Source organism: Pseudomonas sp. PDM13 (assembly GCF_025685765.1).
GTDB classification, from domain to species: Bacteria; Pseudomonadota; Gammaproteobacteria; order Pseudomonadales; family Pseudomonadaceae; genus Metapseudomonas; species Metapseudomonas solani.
Map to the genome: position 1 here is coordinate 57566 of NZ_JAOTQU010000017.1, position 16334 is coordinate 73899.

General features: G+C 67.0%; 12 protein-coding genes. 8 read left to right on the plus strand and 4 right to left on the minus strand.

What is annotated here, in order from left to right:
• Window positions 1-3 precede the first annotated feature (3 nt).
• Complete coding sequence (locus OEJ36_RS18030; RefSeq protein WP_263402678.1) at window positions 4-858, minus strand: hypothetical protein; 855 nt, start codon at window positions 856-858, stop codon at window positions 4-6.
• 89 nt (window positions 859-947) lie between these two features.
• On the opposite strand from OEJ36_RS18030, the gene OEJ36_RS18035 reads away from it, so the two are divergent.
• Together OEJ36_RS18035 and OEJ36_RS18040 are read left to right on the plus strand one after the other, a co-directional pair.
• A complete protein-coding gene (locus OEJ36_RS18035) occupies window positions 948-1613 on the plus strand; it encodes a TetR/AcrR family transcriptional regulator (protein ID WP_263402679.1) in 666 nt (221 codons plus the stop codon).
• Between the two features lie 70 nt (window positions 1614-1683).
• Window positions 1684-2625, plus strand: a complete 942-nt coding sequence (locus OEJ36_RS18040) for an alpha/beta fold hydrolase (RefSeq protein ID WP_263402680.1) — start codon at window positions 1684-1686, stop codon at window positions 2623-2625.
• A gap of 366 nt (window positions 2626-2991) precedes the next feature.
• Here the strand turns inward: OEJ36_RS18040 and OEJ36_RS18045 are convergent, their stop codons facing one another.
• On the minus strand, window positions 2992-3825 hold the full coding sequence (locus tag OEJ36_RS18045; protein WP_263402681.1) for a metal-dependent hydrolase: 834 nt from the start codon (window positions 3823-3825) through the stop codon (window positions 2992-2994).
• A gap of 133 nt (window positions 3826-3958) precedes the next feature.
• Between OEJ36_RS18045 and OEJ36_RS18050 the strand changes: the two genes are divergently transcribed.
• The 6 genes from OEJ36_RS18050 (at window position 3959) to OEJ36_RS18075 (ending at window position 12946) form a co-directional block, all read left to right on the plus strand.
• Window positions 3959-4978: an AraC family transcriptional regulator gene (locus OEJ36_RS18050; RefSeq protein ID WP_263402682.1), complete on the plus strand. Its 1020-nt coding sequence runs from the start codon at window positions 3959-3961 to the stop codon at window positions 4976-4978.
• A gap of 48 nt (window positions 4979-5026) precedes the next feature.
• Window positions 5027-5671: an MBL fold metallo-hydrolase gene (locus OEJ36_RS18055; RefSeq protein WP_021222290.1), complete on the plus strand. Its 645-nt coding sequence runs from the start codon at window positions 5027-5029 to the stop codon at window positions 5669-5671.
• Window positions 5672-5753: 82 nt separating this feature from the next.
• Window positions 5754-6452, plus strand: a complete 699-nt coding sequence (locus tag OEJ36_RS18060) for an OmpA family protein (protein WP_263402683.1) — start codon at window positions 5754-5756, stop codon at window positions 6450-6452.
• A gap of 191 nt (window positions 6453-6643) precedes the next feature.
• Window positions 6644-10375 carry a response regulator gene (locus tag OEJ36_RS18065; protein ID WP_263402684.1) on the plus strand — a complete coding sequence of 1244 codons (3732 nt, stop codon included), beginning with the start codon at window positions 6644-6646 and terminating at the stop codon, window positions 10373-10375.
• Complete coding sequence (locus tag OEJ36_RS18070) at window positions 10356-12491, plus strand: putative bifunctional diguanylate cyclase/phosphodiesterase (RefSeq protein ID WP_263402685.1); 2136 nt, start codon at window positions 10356-10358, stop codon at window positions 12489-12491. Before OEJ36_RS18065 ends, OEJ36_RS18070 begins: the two co-directional genes overlap by 20 nt.
• A gap of 143 nt (window positions 12492-12634) precedes the next feature.
• Complete coding sequence (locus OEJ36_RS18075) at window positions 12635-12946, plus strand: EthD family reductase (protein WP_263402686.1); 312 nt, start codon at window positions 12635-12637, stop codon at window positions 12944-12946.
• Window positions 12947-13177: 231 nt separating this feature from the next.
• Here OEJ36_RS18075 and OEJ36_RS18080 read toward each other — a convergent pair whose 3' ends face one another.
• The gene (locus tag OEJ36_RS18080) at window positions 13178-14086 is read right to left on the minus strand and encodes an acyltransferase (RefSeq protein ID WP_263402687.1); all 909 of its coding nucleotides are present in this window, start codon (window positions 14084-14086) and stop codon (window positions 13178-13180) included.
• Window positions 14087-14250: 164 nt separating this feature from the next.
• On the minus strand, window positions 14251-16329 hold the full coding sequence (gene pta, locus OEJ36_RS18085) for a phosphate acetyltransferase (protein WP_263402688.1): 2079 nt from the start codon (window positions 16327-16329) through the stop codon (window positions 14251-14253).
• Window positions 16330-16334 lie beyond the last annotated feature (5 nt).

The following is a 16334-nucleotide window of genomic DNA, read 5'->3' on the forward strand; positions in this document are numbered from 1 at the left end:
GGGCTACTGCGGCGCGGCCGGTGCCGAGAGATCGAGTGCCGGCTTGGGCTTGCCGGCCGGCAGCGGTTGCGCCAGTTGTCGCTCCACATCCTGCTGGATGGCCGCCAGCATCGGTAGCAGGTCGGCCATGCTGCTGCGCACCTCCGCATAGGGGTGCTTCTCTGCCAGTTCGCCCACCCGTGCCATCAGTTGCGCGCGCACGTCGCTGCGCAGGTGGATGAACAGCTCGGGCATCTGCTTGCCCAGTTCGGCGGCGTAGAGCACCAGGTCTTCACGGTTGAACTGCTTGGTCAGCCCCAGGTAGTCCAGCGCGCTGGAGGTCAGCATCGCCGCGGCGTCCTTGGTTTCCTGCAGGCCCTGCAAGCGCACCGGCTTGCTCTGCTCGCTCTCCGACAGGGTCATCCAGAACTCCACCGTGAGGGTGAAGAGGATCGCCTGCTGGCGCATCGAATAGCTCATCAGCCCCAGGGCTTCGGCGCCGTAGGGCTGCTGTGCGGCCTTGAAGTCGAAGTACAGGCGCATCAGTTCCTTGAGGCGGAACAGCACCTCGCGTGCCTCGTTCTGGCGCAGCTCCAGGGGCGCGTAGATGTTCAGCTGCGGCTTGAAGTTCTCCTCGCTGATCATCCGCGTGTAGATGGGCCCGGTGAACTCGCCGCTGCGGCGGGGCAGGGCGTTGACCTGGGTGCGGTCGACCTTGTCCAGGGCATCGATCAATTGCTGGTAGTCGTGGCTGTTCCACGGGCGCTGGATGTCGGGAATCTTCTGCCCCAGGTAGAACAGTTCGGCGGCCGGGGCGGGCAGCGTCAGGACCAGCAAAAGGATGGCCAGCGGCCAGGGCAGGCGGCGTGATAGCTTCATCGACACGGAAGATTCCAGCGGGAAGGGGCGCGCCAAGAGTAACGGGGCGGTGGCGCTCCGTCACCCGCGCCTTGGTTGGGGTGAGGGTGATGGAAGAGAGCGAGCGCGGGGCGATCTTCGCGGTATTCGAAGACCTCGGTGGCTACGGTGCCGTGGCGCGCCAGCAGGCCGAGGCGGAAGGCCCGCTGGTGGGGCACCTGCTGCGCACCAACATCCAGTTGGCGGCCATCCCGGTGTTCGCCCGCAAGGGCATCGGCGAGACCACGGTCAACGACCTGCTGGAAGCGGCCCAGGTCTCGCGGCGCACCTTCTACAAGCACTTCTCCAACAAGATGGATGTGTTGGAAAGCATCTACCAGACCGCCGTGGTGCTGCTGCTCAACCGCTTCCGTGGCATGCGCGCCGCTGCCGGCAGTGATGAGGCCTGGCTGCGCGACATGGTGCGCTGCTTCTTCGACTATCACCTGGCCGTGGGGCCCATCATCCGCCTGATGCAGGAAGAGGCCATGCGCACCGACTCGCCCCTGGCCGCCCACCGCCAGCGCGCTCACCTGGAAATGGCCGCGCTGCTCGCCGAACGCCTCCAGGCCACCGGCCAGGTGGTGGACCCGCTGACCTTCCGCGCCCTGATCTGGGCCCTGGAGGCCGCCTCCATGGACCTGCTCGGCGGCGCTGCCAGCCGCCAGCGCATCGAGCACGCCCGCGCGGTGCTGGGCGACCTGCTGATCGCCGCCTTGCGTCCACGCTCTACCTAGGTTGGGGCGCATGGCCAGCAACCCCGTGATCTGATAAGGGCCTCGACAATAACAATCACGAGGTGCCTGCATGTCCGCTACCAGCCTGCCGATGTCGCCGCCGCTCGCGGCCGGCTTTTCCCGCCTGGGCTTCGGTTCCCTGCCACTGGATCGCCTCAAGGCGCGCTACGCCAGCGCCGACAGCGGCTCGCGCTTCATCGAGCTGGACGGCTTCAACGTCCACTACCGCGACGAGGGCAGCCGCGACAAGCCGGTGCTGGTGATGATCCACGGCGTGGTCGCCTCCCTGCACACCTGGGACGACTGGGTACCGGCCTTCGCTGCGCACTACCGCATCATCCGCTTCGACGTACCGGGCTTCGGCCTTACCGGCCCCAAGCGCAGCGGTGACTATTCCGGCGAGCGGATGATCCGCATCTTCGGCCTGCTGCTGGACCACCTGCGCATCGACAAGGTCTCCATCGCCGGCAACTCCCTGGGCGGCTACATCGCCTGGAACTTCGCCCTGGCCCAGCCCGCGCGCGTCGAGAAGCTGGTGCTGATCGACCCGGCCGGCTACCAGATGCGCAAGGTGCCCTGGATGATCGCCTCCGCCGCGCTGCCTGGTTCCACCGTGGCCATGCCCATGTGGATGCCGCGCGCACTCATCGCCCAGGGCATCAAGGAAGTCTACGGCGAGCCCGGGCGCATCAAGTCCGGCGTGGTGGACCGCTACTACGACCTGAGCCGCCGCCCGGGCAACCGCCGCGCGATGATGGAAATCTTCCGCGTGCTGCTCAAGGTCAACAAGGACGAGCTGGAAGGCACCGGCCAGCGCGTCGCCGCCATCAAGGCCCCGACCCTGCTGATGTGGGGCGAGCGCGACCGCTGGATCTCGCCCAAGCACGTGCCGCTGTGGCAGCGCGACCTGCCGGGCATCCAGGTGCGCACCTACCCTGGTGTGGGGCACATCCCCATGGAGGAGATCCCCGAGCAGACGGCAGCGGATGCGCTGCGCTTCCTGCAGGGCTGACGCCCGCTAGCGAAGGCTCGACCGAGCGCTGCTCCCGGTTGTGGATAACATCCCGGTGAGCAGCGTTTTTGCGTGGGCGTAGGGTGGGCTTCAGCCCACCGCTCTTTTTGTGGTTCGTTCGGAGGGCTTCGCGAGCAGAGCTAGCTCCTACGGGTGGGACACTCCTGCGCGGAGCTCGAAGCCCCGTCGTAGGGTGTGCTGCGCGCACCGGGAAATTGGAGCGCACACCCATCCAGAACCAGGCGAAGACGTTGGAGCAGAGAGAGTGAACGGTGGGCTGAAGCCCACCCTACGCCCACCCTATGATCCCCTTCCACCCCCAAACGAAAACGGCCCCGAAGGGCCGTTGCGTTAACACCGAGGAAATCACGCCGCCGCAGGTGCGCCGTCGAACTCCTCGCGGGTCTTGTGCAGCAGCTCGAGGTTGTCGTGCTGCCAGGGGTGGAAGCCTTTCTTGAAGAAGTCCATGTACGCCGGGATCAGCTGGCGGAACATGCCGTTCTTGCCCCACATCCAGCTCAGGCCGTCGCGCCAGACCCGCCAGTTCCACAGCAGGCCGTCGCGCTTGAGCATGTGGATGAGGCCGCGGTGGGTGTCGAGCATGAAGAAGAAGGTGCCCATGATCATCGCCCGGCGCAGCAGGGTACGGCTGCCGCAGACCTGGTTGTAGACGTCGAAGGCCACCGCCTTGTGCTCGGTTTCCTCCAGCGCGTGCCAGCGCCACAGGCGGGCCAGGGTCGGGTGGGCGCCAGCGATGTGCTCGGGGTTCTTCAGCAGGCCGTCGGCCATGATCGCGGTGATGTGCTCCAGGGCGGCAGTGGCGGCCAGCTGGCGGCGCTTGGAGAACTTCTTCTGGGTGTAGCGGATGCGTGCCTGGGCGCGGCGCTCGATGCGGCCGATGTCGTAGCCGAGGTCGCGCAGCCGGTTGCTGTATTCCAGGTGTTCGCGGCTGTGATGGCCTTCCTGGCCGATGAAGCCGCGGATCTGCTCCTTCAGCACCGGGTCGGTGATTTCCTCGCGGAAGTTGCGCACCGAGTCGATGAAGAAGCGCTCGCCGTCGGGGAAGAGCACCGACATGGCGTCGAACAGATGGGTCTTGAAGGCATTGCCACTGTGCCAGTGGCGCGGCAGCGGATTGGGCAGGTCGAAATCCATGTGACGCGGGCGGATTACCAATCCTTCTGGGGTCGTGCTGGTCATGGGGACTCCCTGAGTCTATGCAGAAACCACGCTCCAACTTTGGCTTGCCGGGTTTTGTCGGACAAGGTTATCTTCTGCCAATAACGGGGTCATATCCGGCCACCGCTGATCCAGCTGACCAATAAGAAGAACGATGAAACAGCCACTGACCTTCTCCGCCGAACTGGTGCCCGTCGCCTATGCCGAGGCCCTGCTGAGCCTGGCCGAAGAGCTGGGCGTGCCCCGTGAAACGCTGTTCGCCCAGGCCCGGGTGCGCCCGGAAATCCTCCAGAGCCCCAACGGCCGCCTGTCCTTCATCGACTTCAACCTGCTGGCCAGCGCGGCCCTGGTGCTGTGCAACGAGCCGGCGCTGGGCCTGGTGCTCGGCCAGCGGCTGAATGTGTCCACCCACGGCATCCTCGGCTACGCGGTGCTCTCCAGCGCCAACCTGGGCCGTGCCCTGCAATTCGCCATGAAGTACTACCGGGTGCTCGGCCTGGCCTACGAACTGGAGCTGGTGGAGCAGGGCGAGGACCTGCAGATGCGTGCCGTCGAATCCTTCCCCATGGGGCCCCTCGGGCGTTTTGCCGGGGAGGGGCTGATGACCAGTTTCTGCACCATCGCCCGCTTCCTTCTGGGCGAGGAGCTGCACGGCCTGCGCGTGGGCTTCGCGCACCCGGCGCCGGCCTACGCCGCGCGCTATGTCGAAGTGTTCGGCGCCCCGGTCGAGTTCGAGCAGCCGTACCACTGGATGACCCTGCCCAAGCACTACCTCGACCGCCCCATGGCCCTAGCCAACCCGGCCACGGTACAGATGTGCGAGCAGCAGTGCGAAGCCCTGCTGGCCACCCTCGATGTGCAGGACGCCCTGCTCACCCGCGTGCGGCGCCTGCTGCTGGCGCGCCCCGGGGACTTCCCCGACCTCGACAGCGCCGCGCGCTCGCTGCACACCAGCGGCCGCAGCCTGCGCCGCCACCTGGCGTCCATGGGCACCAGCTACCAGCAGGTGCAGGACGAGGTGCGCAAGGGCCTGGCCCTGCAGTACCTCACCACCACCCACCTGCCGCTGTTCGAAATCGCCAGCCTGCTGGGTTTCAGCGACCCGTCGAACTTCCGTCGCGCGTTCAAGAAATGGACGGGCAAGCTGCCCAGCGATTATCGTGCTGACCCCTGATCCGACCGGCCCGCACAGAGGCCGGCGACCTGGCCTGGAGGACCGGCAATGACCGCAGCGCACCCCACCCTGATCCGCGAGACCTTTCCCGTCGGCCCGTTGCAGTGCAACTGCACGCTGATCGGCGACCCCATCAGCAAGAAGGCCATCGTCGTCGACCCGGGCGGCAACCACGAGCAGATCATCGCGCGGCTCGAGGCCCATGGCCTGAAGCTGGTGAGCATCATCCATACCCACGCGCACCTGGATCACTTCCTCGCTTCCGGCGAGCTGAAGAAGGCCACCGGCGCCACCCTGCACCTGCACAAGGAAGACCAGTTCCTCTGGGACAACCTGGAGATGCAGTGCCGCATGTTCGGCGTGCCCTACAAGCCGGTGCCGGCGCCCGACCAGTGGCTGGCCGACGACGAGGAGCTGGCCTGCGGTTGCGGCGTGGCCCTGCACACCCCCGGGCACACGCCGGGCTCCATGAGCTTCTGGTTCCCCGAGGCGCGCCTGCTGATCGCCGGCGACACGCTGTTCCGCCGGGGCATCGGCCGCACCGACCTGTGGGGCGGCGACTACGCCACCATCGAGCGCTCTATCCGCCAGCGCCTCTACAGCCTGGACGAGGAGGCCACCGTGGTCACCGGCCATGGCCCGGACACCCGACTGGGCGACGAGATGCGCGAAAACCCGTTCATCCGTGCCTGAGGCCACGGAATTTCCAGCTTGGGCCATGCTCTAATCGTCGTCAGTCCATCGGGACTGCCGAGAATTCAGGAGTAGAAAGTCCATGTTCACCACGCGTCGCCTGATCATCGCCGCTACCGCCGTCGCCTTGCTGTCGGGCTGTGCTTCGCAGAACCCCTATGAGAACCAGGCCCCCAGCCAGGGCGTGAGCAAGACCGCCACCTACGGCGGCCTGGGTGCGCTGGCCGGCGCCATCGCCGGTGCCGCCATCAACCACGACAACCGTGGCAAGGGCGCGCTGATCGGTGCGGCCGTGGCCGGCGCCGCCGGTGCGGGCTACGGCTACTACGCCGACAAGCAGGAAGCGGAGCTGCGTCGCAGCATGGAAGGTACCGGTGTGCAGGTGCAGCGTCAGGGCGACAACATCAACCTGGTGATGCCCGGCAACATCACCTTCGCCACCAACTCGGCGGACATCGCCAGCAACTTCTATACGCCGCTGAACAACCTGGCCAACTCCTTCAAGCAGTACGACCAGAACAGCATCGAGATCGTCGGCCACACCGACAGCACCGGCAGCCACCAGTACAACGTCAACCTCTCGCAGCTGCGCGCGCAGAGCGTGGCCAACTACCTGATGGCCCAGGGCGTCAACGGTGCGCGCCTGAGCTCCCGTGGCATGGGCCCGGACCAGCCGGTGGCGAGCAACGCCACCGATGCGGGCCGCTCGCAGAACCGCCGCGTGGAGATCAAGCTCACCCCGCTGCCCAACGCCCAGGTGCCCCAGCAACAGGGCTACTGATTCCCCCGCTCCAGCATAGGGCCCCCATTCGGGGGCCTCGTCGTTTCATGCCGTCCGTCGTCTCTCTGCTGGCGCAAGGCCATGGTGCCGATTCCTGACTAGACTGCCGACATGGTTCCCGCGAACCATGATTTGCCGGTCGGATGCCCCTCCAAGGCGGGCTCCCGGACAAGGAACGGACAGGAGCATGCATGGACGAGCGTACCGGCACCTCCGCGAGGAAACCCTGGTTGCCCCTGGTGGTGGCGCTGGCCTTGTTGGTGGGGCTTGGCGGCCTGGTGCTGTGGCAGTGGCTGGCCCTGGAGAGCCGCAACCAGGCGGAGTACCAGCGGCGTTTCGGCCTGGAAAGCGAAGAGATCGCCGAGCGTCTCGCGACCCGCATGCGCGCCTACGAAATGGTGCTGCGGGGTATGTCCGGCCTGCTGGTGGGCAGCTCCGATGTGCTTCCGGACGAATGGGCCAAGGCGGCCGACCAACTGCACCTGCAAGACCGCTACCCGGGCATCCAGGCGCTGGCCTGGGGCCGTTTCGTCAAGCGTGACGAACTCAACGACTTCATCGGCACCACCCAGGCCGATGGCCGCCGCGACTTCCGCGTCTTCCCGCCCGGCCCGCGTGACGAGTATGTGGTGGTGGACTACACCAGCCCGCTGGACTGGCGCAACCGCCGCACCCTGGGCTTTGACATGCTCAGCGAGCCGGTGCGGGCGCAGGCCATCGAGCAGGCCCGGGAAAGCGGCGAGGCACGCCTCACCGGCCCCCTGAGGTTGAAGCAGGAGACCGATCAGGACCTGCAGAGCGGTGTGCTGCTGTACATGCCCGTGTACCGTTCGAGTGCCCCGGCGACTACCGCTGACGAGCGGCGCGAGGCCTTCATCGGCGCGGTGGCCGGGGCCTTTCGCCTGCATGACCTGATGGACGGCATCCTCGGCAACCGGGCGCGCCTGTACCGCATCGGCGTCAGCGACCTGGAGGCCGGGGCCGTGCTGCTCGACGACACGGTCGACAACGGCCTCTCGCCGCGCTTCGAGGAGCAGCGCCAGATCAAGCTGTTCGGCCGTACCTGGGCACTGAAGGTCAGCAGCACCGCCGACTACGAAGCCCTGCTGGTGGATGATCGCCTCAGCTACAGCCTGTGGACTGGCCTGGCCGCCGCGCTGCTGTTATCGCTGCTGGTGGGCGGCTACCTGCACCTGCGCGAGCGCCAACTCTCCGCCAGCGACCAGGCATCCTCCTTGCTGCGCGAGCGCGAGGAGCGCTTGCGCATCCTGGTCGAGCGCCTGCCCGTGGCGACCCTGTTGTGCGACGCCCAGGGCCGCATCGAGATGGCCAACCGCAGCGCCGCCGAACTGTTCGGCTGCGAGTCCGACCTGCTTTCCGGCCAGCGGGTGCGTCGCTACCTGCCACGCCTGCTGGACCTCAGCGAAGAGCGGCTGCGCAGTGGCGAGGAAGAGTTCCAGATCCAGCGCGACGATGGCGGCGATGGCCTCGCCTCCCTGAGCCTGACCTCCTTGAACCAGCGGGACGGCACGCGCTACCTGATCAACCTGGTGGACCTGCAGGCACGCCGCACCGCCGAGGAGCGCTTCCGCCTGGTGGTGGAGGCTTCGCCCAACGCCATCATCCTGGTGGACCTGCGCGGCAGCATCGTCATGGTCAACCGCCAGGCCGAGCAGATGTTCGGCTACAGCCGCCAGGAACTGCTCGGCGCGACCGTCGAGCGCCTGCTGCCGGAAGCCCTGCGCGAGGCCCACGTGGGGCTGCGCGAAGGCTTCCAGAAGAACCCCGAACCCCGGCGCATGGGCAACAACCGCGAGCTGTTCGGCCAGCACCGCGACGGCCGCATGATCCCCCTGGAGGTGGGCCTGTCGCCGATCCGCAGCGGCCGCGAGACCTGGGTCCAGGCGGTGGTCATCGACATCAGCGAGCGCAAGGCCGCCGAGCAGCGCCTGCGCGACCAGGCCGAGCAACTGATCCTGGCCAACCGCTACAAGTCGGAATTCCTCGCCAACATGTCCCACGAGCTGCGCACGCCGCTCAACAGCATCCTCATTCTCAGTGACCAGTTGCGCCAGAACAGCGCCGGCAACCTCACCGAGAAGCAGTCGCGCCATGCCGACATCGTCCACCGTGCTGGCAGTGACCTGCTGCAGCTGATCAACGACGTGCTCGACCTGGCCAAGGTGGAAGCCGGGCGCATGCAGCTCAAGCTGGAGCCACTCAATGTGCAGGACGTGCTGGTGGAGCTGGATGCCAGCCTGCGGCCCATGGCCGAGATCAAGGCCCTGCGCCTGATCACCGGGGTGGAGCCCGGCGTGCCCCGGGTCATCCACAGCGACCGCGTGCGCCTGCACCAGATCCTGCGCAACCTGCTGTCCAATGCCTTGAAATTCACCGAGCAGGGCGAGGTGGAGCTGAGCGTCGGGGTCATCGATCGCACCGATGGCGATGGCCGCGAGATCATCCGCTTCACCGTGCGCGACACCGGCATCGGCATCCCCGCCGAACAGCACGAGCGCATCTTCCAGGCCTTCCAGCAGATCGACGGCTCCACCAGCCGGCGCTTCGGCGGCACCGGCCTGGGCCTGGCCATCACCCGCCAGCTGGTGCTGGCCCTGGATGGCCAGATCCGCATCACCAGCACACCGGGGCAGGGCTCCAGCTTCATCGTCGAACTGCCGGTGGCGGTGGTCTTCGAGGCGGAGAAAGAGGCTGCCGGCGAGGCGCTGCCGGTACGCAACGGCACCGGGCCGGCGGTGCTCATCGTCGAGGACGACGGTGATTTCGCCAGCGTCATCGCCGAAGCCGCGCAGAGCCATGGCTATGCCACCGTGCTCTGCGGCAGCGGCCGACAGGCGGTCGCCCTGCTGCAGCAGGAGCGCTTCGCGGCGGTGATCCTCGACATCCTCCTGCCGGACGTCAGCGGCTGGCAGATCTACCGGCGCCTGCGCAGCCAGGCCCTGCACCGCGGCACGCCGGTGCACATCATCTCCTGCGTGCCGCAGCCGACAGATTGGTTGGACGATTCCACCCGTTACCTGGTCAAACCCATCGCCCGGGAAGATCTGGAGCGGGTCTTCAACGACCTCGAAGCCAATGTGCCCCCGGATCCGCATCGCCTGCTGCTGGTGGAGGACGTCGCCATCGAACGTGATCACTACCGCGACCACCTAGAGGAGCTGGGTTTCTCCGTAACGGCCGCAAGCAGTGCCGAAAGCGCCCGCCAGGCCTACGCGGACGGGCGCTTCGCTGCGCTGGTGATCGACCTCGACCTGCCCGACCAGGATGGTTTCGACCTGCTCGACAGCCTCGATCGACAGCGTCCGCTGGCTGACTCGCGTGTGGTGATCAACACTGGGGTGGACGTCACCTTGCAGACCCTGCAGCGACTGCGCCGTTATTCGGCGGTGGTGGTGCGCAAGGCGGGGGATGACCTGGGTGGGCTGAGCTCGGCGGTGCAGGGCTTTCTCGGCAGTGTGCGTGTCCTCGCCGGGCAGGCGCCGGGAGAGGCCGCAAGCCGCTCGCTGCAAGGGCTGCGCGTGCTGTTGGTGGATGACGATGTACGCAATATCTATGCGCTCAGCGCGCTGCTGGACGAGGTCGGCCTCGAAGTCAGCGCCGCGCGGGATGGCCTGGAGGCCATCGAGAGTTACCAGCGTGAACCCTTCGACCTGATTCTGATGGATATGGCGATGCCCAACATGGACGGATACACCGCAACCCGCCTGCTCAAGGACGAGCATGGCTGCAACATCCCGATCATCGCGCTCACCGCCCATGCGATGAAGGGGGACCGGGAGAAATGCATTACCGCAGGTGCCGACGACTACCTGGCAAAACCCGTGAGCCGCCAGGAACTGATCGACCTGCTCCATCGCTGGCTGGACGTTTCCGGAGGCAGCAATGATGCAGCCACTGCCTAAGCTCAAGGGACCCGAAAACATCCTCCTGGTGGTCGATGACCGCCACGAGAACCTCGCCGCCATGGAGGCGGTGCTGGACGACTCCACCTGGGACGTACGCACCGTCGACTCGGGGGAGGCGGCCCTGCAATGCCTGCTGGAGGAGGAGGTGGGGCTGGTGCTGCTGGATGTGCAGATGCCGAAGATGGACGGCTTCGAAGTCGCCCGGCTGATGCGCGGCAGCCCGCACACTCGCTACACGCCGATCATCTTCATCTCCGCCATTGCCCACACCCAGGAAGCCGTGCTGCGTGGCTACGCCAGTGGCGCGGTGGATTTCATCCTCAAGCCCTTCGACCCGCAGGTGCTGCGGCACAAGGTGCAGTCGCTGCTGGAGCACGAGCGCAACCGCCGTGACCTGCTGCAGCTGACCCAGCAGCTGGACAGCGCCCGCGCCTTCAACGCCTCGGTGCTGGAGAACGCCGCCGAAGGCATCCTGGTGGTGGGCGAGGACGGCATGGTCAACTTCGCCAACCCAGCCATGGCGCTGATGCTGCAGGGCTCGGTCACCGACCTCGAAGGCAGCCCCTTCCTCTCGCTGCTCTCCAGCCCCGAGATCGTCGGCGACTGGCGCCTGTCGGAGTTCTACCGCCACTGGAAGCGCGGCGAGCCCTACCGCCTGCACGATGCGGTGCTCAACACCCTCAATGGCGGCACGCTGCCGGTAGCCCTGTCCTGCGCGCCGCTGCCCCGGGCCCAGCGCTCGATGGTGGTGATCAGCCTGGACATGTCCGCAGTGCGCCAGCTGCACGCGCAGCTCGAATCCCAGGCCATCACCGATGCGCTCACCGGCTTGCTCAACCGCCGTGGTTTCCACCAATCGCTGGATGCGGCGCTGGCGCGCATCGAGCGCAGCGGCAAGCGCATGGCGGTGCTCTACCTCGACCTCGACGGCTTCAAGCGCATCAATGATTCCCTCGGCCACGACGCCGGCGACCAGGTGCTGCGGCGCGTTTCCGAACAGCTGAAGACCTGCCTGCGCCCCTACGACATCCTCGCGCGCATGGGCGGTGACGAATTCACCGCGCTGATCGACTCCCTGGAACACCCGGAAGACGCGGCGCGGGTGGCCGAGAAGCTCATCGAGCTGGTGTCGGTGCGCTACCGCATCGACGGCATCGACATCACCCTTGGCGCCAGTGTCGGCATCGCCTGCTTCCCCGAATGCGGGCAGACCGTGGACGGCCTGTTGCGCGCGGCGGATATCGCCATGTACGAGGCCAAGCGTGCCGGCCGCCAGCAGTACCGCTTCTTCTCCCCGGAAATGAACGGCCGCGCACGCTCGCGGCTGATGCTGGAGGAGAGCCTGCGCAACGCCATCGAGCAGGACGATTTCGTGCTCGTCTACCAGCCGCAGATCTACCTCGACAGCGGTCGCCTGCGCGGCTTCGAGGCGCTGCTGCGCTGGGAGCACCGGGTCGCCGGCACCGTCGCCCCCAACGTGTTCATCCCGCTGCTGGAGGAGACGCGCCTGATCAACCGCCTGGGCGACTGGATCCTCGAGCAGGGGGTCAACCAATGCACCCAGTGGCGGGAGCGCTTCGGCGAAGACCTGGTGATCAGCATCAACTTCAGCCCGGTGCAGTTCGGCATGCCGACCCTGGTGGATGACCTGCGCGAGGTGCTGGAGACGCACCAGCTCAAGCCCTCGCAGATCGAGGTGGAGGTCACCGAAAGCGCGCTGATGCAGGACCTCGACAACACCCGCGAGCAACTGCGCCAGCTGCGTGAACTGGGGGTGCGCATCGCCATCGATGACTTCGGCACCGGCTACTCATCCCTGGCCTACCTGCGCCACTTCGAGCTGGACACGCTGAAGATCGACCGCCTGTTCATCTCCAACATGCTGGAGTCGCCGCGCGATGCGGCGGTGGTCAGCACCATCATCGACCTGGGCGCCCACCTGGGGCTGGAGGTGATCGCCGAGGGCGTGGAAACCCTGGCCCAGCGCGACTGGCTGATCGACCATGGCTGCTCGATCATGCAGGGCTTCCTGGTCTCCCCGGGGCTGCCGGTGGCCAAGGCCGAGCACTTCCCCCTGCAGGTGGACTGGGCGAGCTTCAAGCCGCAGAGCTGAAGCCGAGGCGCGGCGCCCGCCTCGGGCGCCGCGCACATACCCATCCGCGACTACGACCAAATGATGGCAAGCGCCGGTCATGGGGCGACCTACACTTGCCCCACGGCGCGCCCGTGCCGCCGGCCAACCCAAGGAGTTTTCCCATGCATTGCCTGTTTGTGGCCTATCCGAACAACGAGGGCGGCACCTTCGATTTCACCTACTACCTGGAAAAACACATCCCCATGGTCAGCGAGATGCTGGGGGACAACTTCGTCAAGGCCGAAGTCCGCAAGGGCCTCGCCTCCGGCGACGGCTCCGCCGCGCCCTTCCTCTGTGTGGCCAATATCTGGATCAAATCCATCGACAGCCTCCAGGCCACCCTGCGCAAGCACGGCCAGGCGATCAACGAAGACATTCCCCGCTACACCAACATCGCCCCGCTGCTGCAGGTGGATGAGGTGATATCGGGTTAAGGCAGACATCCGTAGGTCGGCGCCGAGCGCAGCGAGGCCCAACGCAGCAGGGCCCGGCATCGCTACATTGGGTGTGTGGCGGGTAGGGCGGGTGCAACCCGACGCCTCTCCGTGCGCTATCTCGCGGGTTTCACCCGCCCTACGGGGCTGGCTCATGGAACCCGCCGATCGAATACCGCGCCCATGAAAAAGCCCGCCAATTGGCGGGCTTTCGCGTTCCGGGGCGCTGCCTCAGCGGCTTGGTGGGAACTGCTGGTGCAGCTGCTCCAGCTCGGCGTCCTTGGTTTCCCACAGCTGGTTGACCCAGAGCTGGAAGGTCTTGCGGTAAGCCTCGTCCTGGTCGTAGCTGCGGCCGATGAATTCCTGGGGAATCGGCATCGCCTGGATACGCACGATCACCTCGGGGATGTTCCCGGCCATCAGGGTCCAGAAGCTCGGGTTGCCTTCGGGGTAATGGATGGTGACGTTGAGCAGCGCCTGCATCTGCTCGCCCATGGCGTCGAGGACGAAGGCGATGCCGCCGGCCTTGGGCTTGAGCAGGTACTTGAAGGGCGAGTTCTGCTCACGATGCTTCTGCTCGGTGAAGCGCGTGCCTTCGAGGAAGTTGAAGATGCCCACCGGGTTGTCGCGGAACTTGTCGCAGGTGCGGCGGGTGGTTTCCAGGTCCTTGCCCTTCTTCTCCGGGTGCTTGGCCAGGTAGGCCTTGGAGTAGCGCTTCATGAAGGGGAACTCCAGCGCCCACCAGCACAGGCCGATCACCGGGACCCAGATCAGCTCCTGCTTGAGGAAGAACTTCAGCGGGCGGATGCGGCGGTTGAGCACGTATTGCAGCACCAGGATGTCCACCCAGCTCTGGTGGTTGCTGGTGACGAGATAAGAGTGCTGGTAATCGAGGCCTTCGAGGCCCTCCACCCGCCAGCGGGTGTCGCGCACCTGGTTCATCCACACCTTGTTACAGCTCACCCAACCCTCGTGGATGAAGTTCACCACCCAGTTCAAGGCCAGGCGCACGGGGCGGAAGGGCAGGGCCATCTTCAGCAGGCTGACGGCGAACAGCGGCCAGCACCAGAACAGGGTATTGAGCGCCAGCAGCAGGGAGGCGATGACGCCGCGCACGGAAGCGGGAAGGAAACTCAGCATGGAAGGTCGGGACCTCGTTCCTGGACGGTCTCTGCCGCCCTGTTGAGGGGACGCTGCGAACGCAGCAGGGCCAGTGGTGGCACAGGTTAACGCCTGTTCACTGAACTGCAAGCGGCAAGGGTGACCGCCCGGTCGGGCAGCGCGGCCACCCGCCGGGCAGGGTCTTAGTCGCGGGTCGCCGCCTGGATGGCGGTGAGGGCGATGGTGTAGACGATGTCGTCCACCAGGGCGCCGCGGGAGAGGTCGTTCACCGGTTTGCGCAGGCCCTGCAGCATGGGGCCGACGCTGACCACCTGGGCGCTGCGCTGCACCGCCTTGTAGGTGGTGTTGCCGGTGTTCAGGTCGGGGAACACGAACACCGTGGCATGGCCGGCCACCGGGCTGTTGGGCGCCTTCTGCCGGCCGACGCTGTCGATGGCGGCGGCGTCGTACTGCAGCGGCCCGTCGATCAGCAGGTCGGGGCGTGCGGCACGGGCCAGGCGGGTGGCTTCGCGCACCTTCTCCACTTCCTCGCCGCTGCCGGAGTCACCGGTGGAGTAGCTGATCATCGCCACCTTGGGCACGATGCCGAAGGCGGCGGCCGAGTCGGCGCTCTGCAGGGCGATCTCCGCCAGCTCGGCGGCGCTCGGGTCGGGGTTCACCGCGCAGTCGCCATAGACCACCACCTGCTCCGGCAGGAGCATGAAGAACACCGAGGACACCAGCTTGTAGCCCGGCGCGGTCTTGATCAGCTGCAGGGCCGGGCGAATGGTGTTGGCGGTGGTGTGCACGGCGCCGGAGACCAGGCCGTCCACCTCGCCCAGGGCCAGCATCATGGTGCCCAGCACCACGCTGTCCTCCAGCTGCGCAGCGGCCATGGGCGCATTGAGGCCCTTGCCCTGGCGCAGTTCCACCATGGGGTCGACGTAGCGCGGGCGCACCAGGTCCGGGTCGAGGATTTCCAGCCCCTCGGGCAGCACGATGCCCTGGGCGACGGCCACGGCCTGCACCTCTTCGGGCTTGGCCAGCAGCACGCAGCGGGCGATGCCACGGGCCTGGCAGATGGCGGCGGCCTGTACGGTGCGCGGCTCGGCGCCTTCGGGCAGGACGATGCGCTTGCCGGCCAGTTGCGCCCGCTTCACCAACTGGTGGCGGAAGGCCGGGGGCGACAGGCGCAGCTCGCGCGGGGTGCCGCAGCGGTCGCGCAGCCATTCCTGGTCGAGGAAGCGGGCGACGAACTCGGTGACCTTCTCCGCGCGCTCGCGGTCGTCCACCGGGATTTCCTTGTTCATGCGGTTGAGGTTGGTGGCCGTGTCGTAGGAGCCGGTGGCCACGGCCAGCACCGGCAGGCCGCCCTGCAGGGCGCCGCGGCACAGTTCCATGATGCGCGGGTCCGGCGGGAAGTCGCTGCACAGCAGCAGGCCGGCCAGGGGCACGCCGTTCATGGCGGCGAGGCTGGCGGCGAGGATGATGTCGTCGCGGTCCCCCGGGGTCACCACCAGCACGCCCGGCTTGAGCAGCGGCACGGTGTTGGGCACGGCACGGGCGCAGAGGACGATGGTCTGCACCCGGCGCTGTTCGTAGTCGCCGGCGTTGATCACCCGCGCGCCCAGCAGGTCGGCCACGTCGCGGGTGCGTGCGGCGTTCAGCTCGTCTTCCCAGGGGATGCAGCCGAGCAGGCGGAAGTCGTCGCTGCGCAGCAACGAGGAGTTCTCGCGGATCTGCGTGGCGAAGTCGGCCTCGCGCACCTTGTTGAGGATCACCCCGAGCACCTTCGGGTCGCGCGGCCCGCCGAACAGCTGGGCCTGGATCTCGATGCGGTCGGAGAGCTCGGTGATGGTTTCGTTTTCCGGGGCCGAGACCAGGATCACCTCGGCATCCAGGCTCTTGGCCAGGTGGAAGTTGACCCGTGCCGCGTAGCTGGCGTGGCGGGTGGGCACCATGCCTTCGACTATCACCACGTCCTTGCCTTCGGCGGCCTGCTGGTAGCGGCTGACGATCTCTTCCAGCAGCTCGTCGAGCTGGCCGTCGCCGAGCATGCGCTCGACCTGGGACAGCTCCAGCGCCTTGGGCGCGGTGAGGCCGTGGGTGCGGGCGATCAGTTCGCTGGAGCGCTCGGGGCCTCGGTCGCCCGGGTGGTGCTGGGCGATGGGCTTGTAGAAGCCGACCTTGAGGCCGGCCAGCTCCAGGGCGCGGACCAGGCCCAGGCTGATGGAGGTGAGGCCGACGCCGAAACCGGTGGGGGCGATGAAGAATGTATGCATGGAGC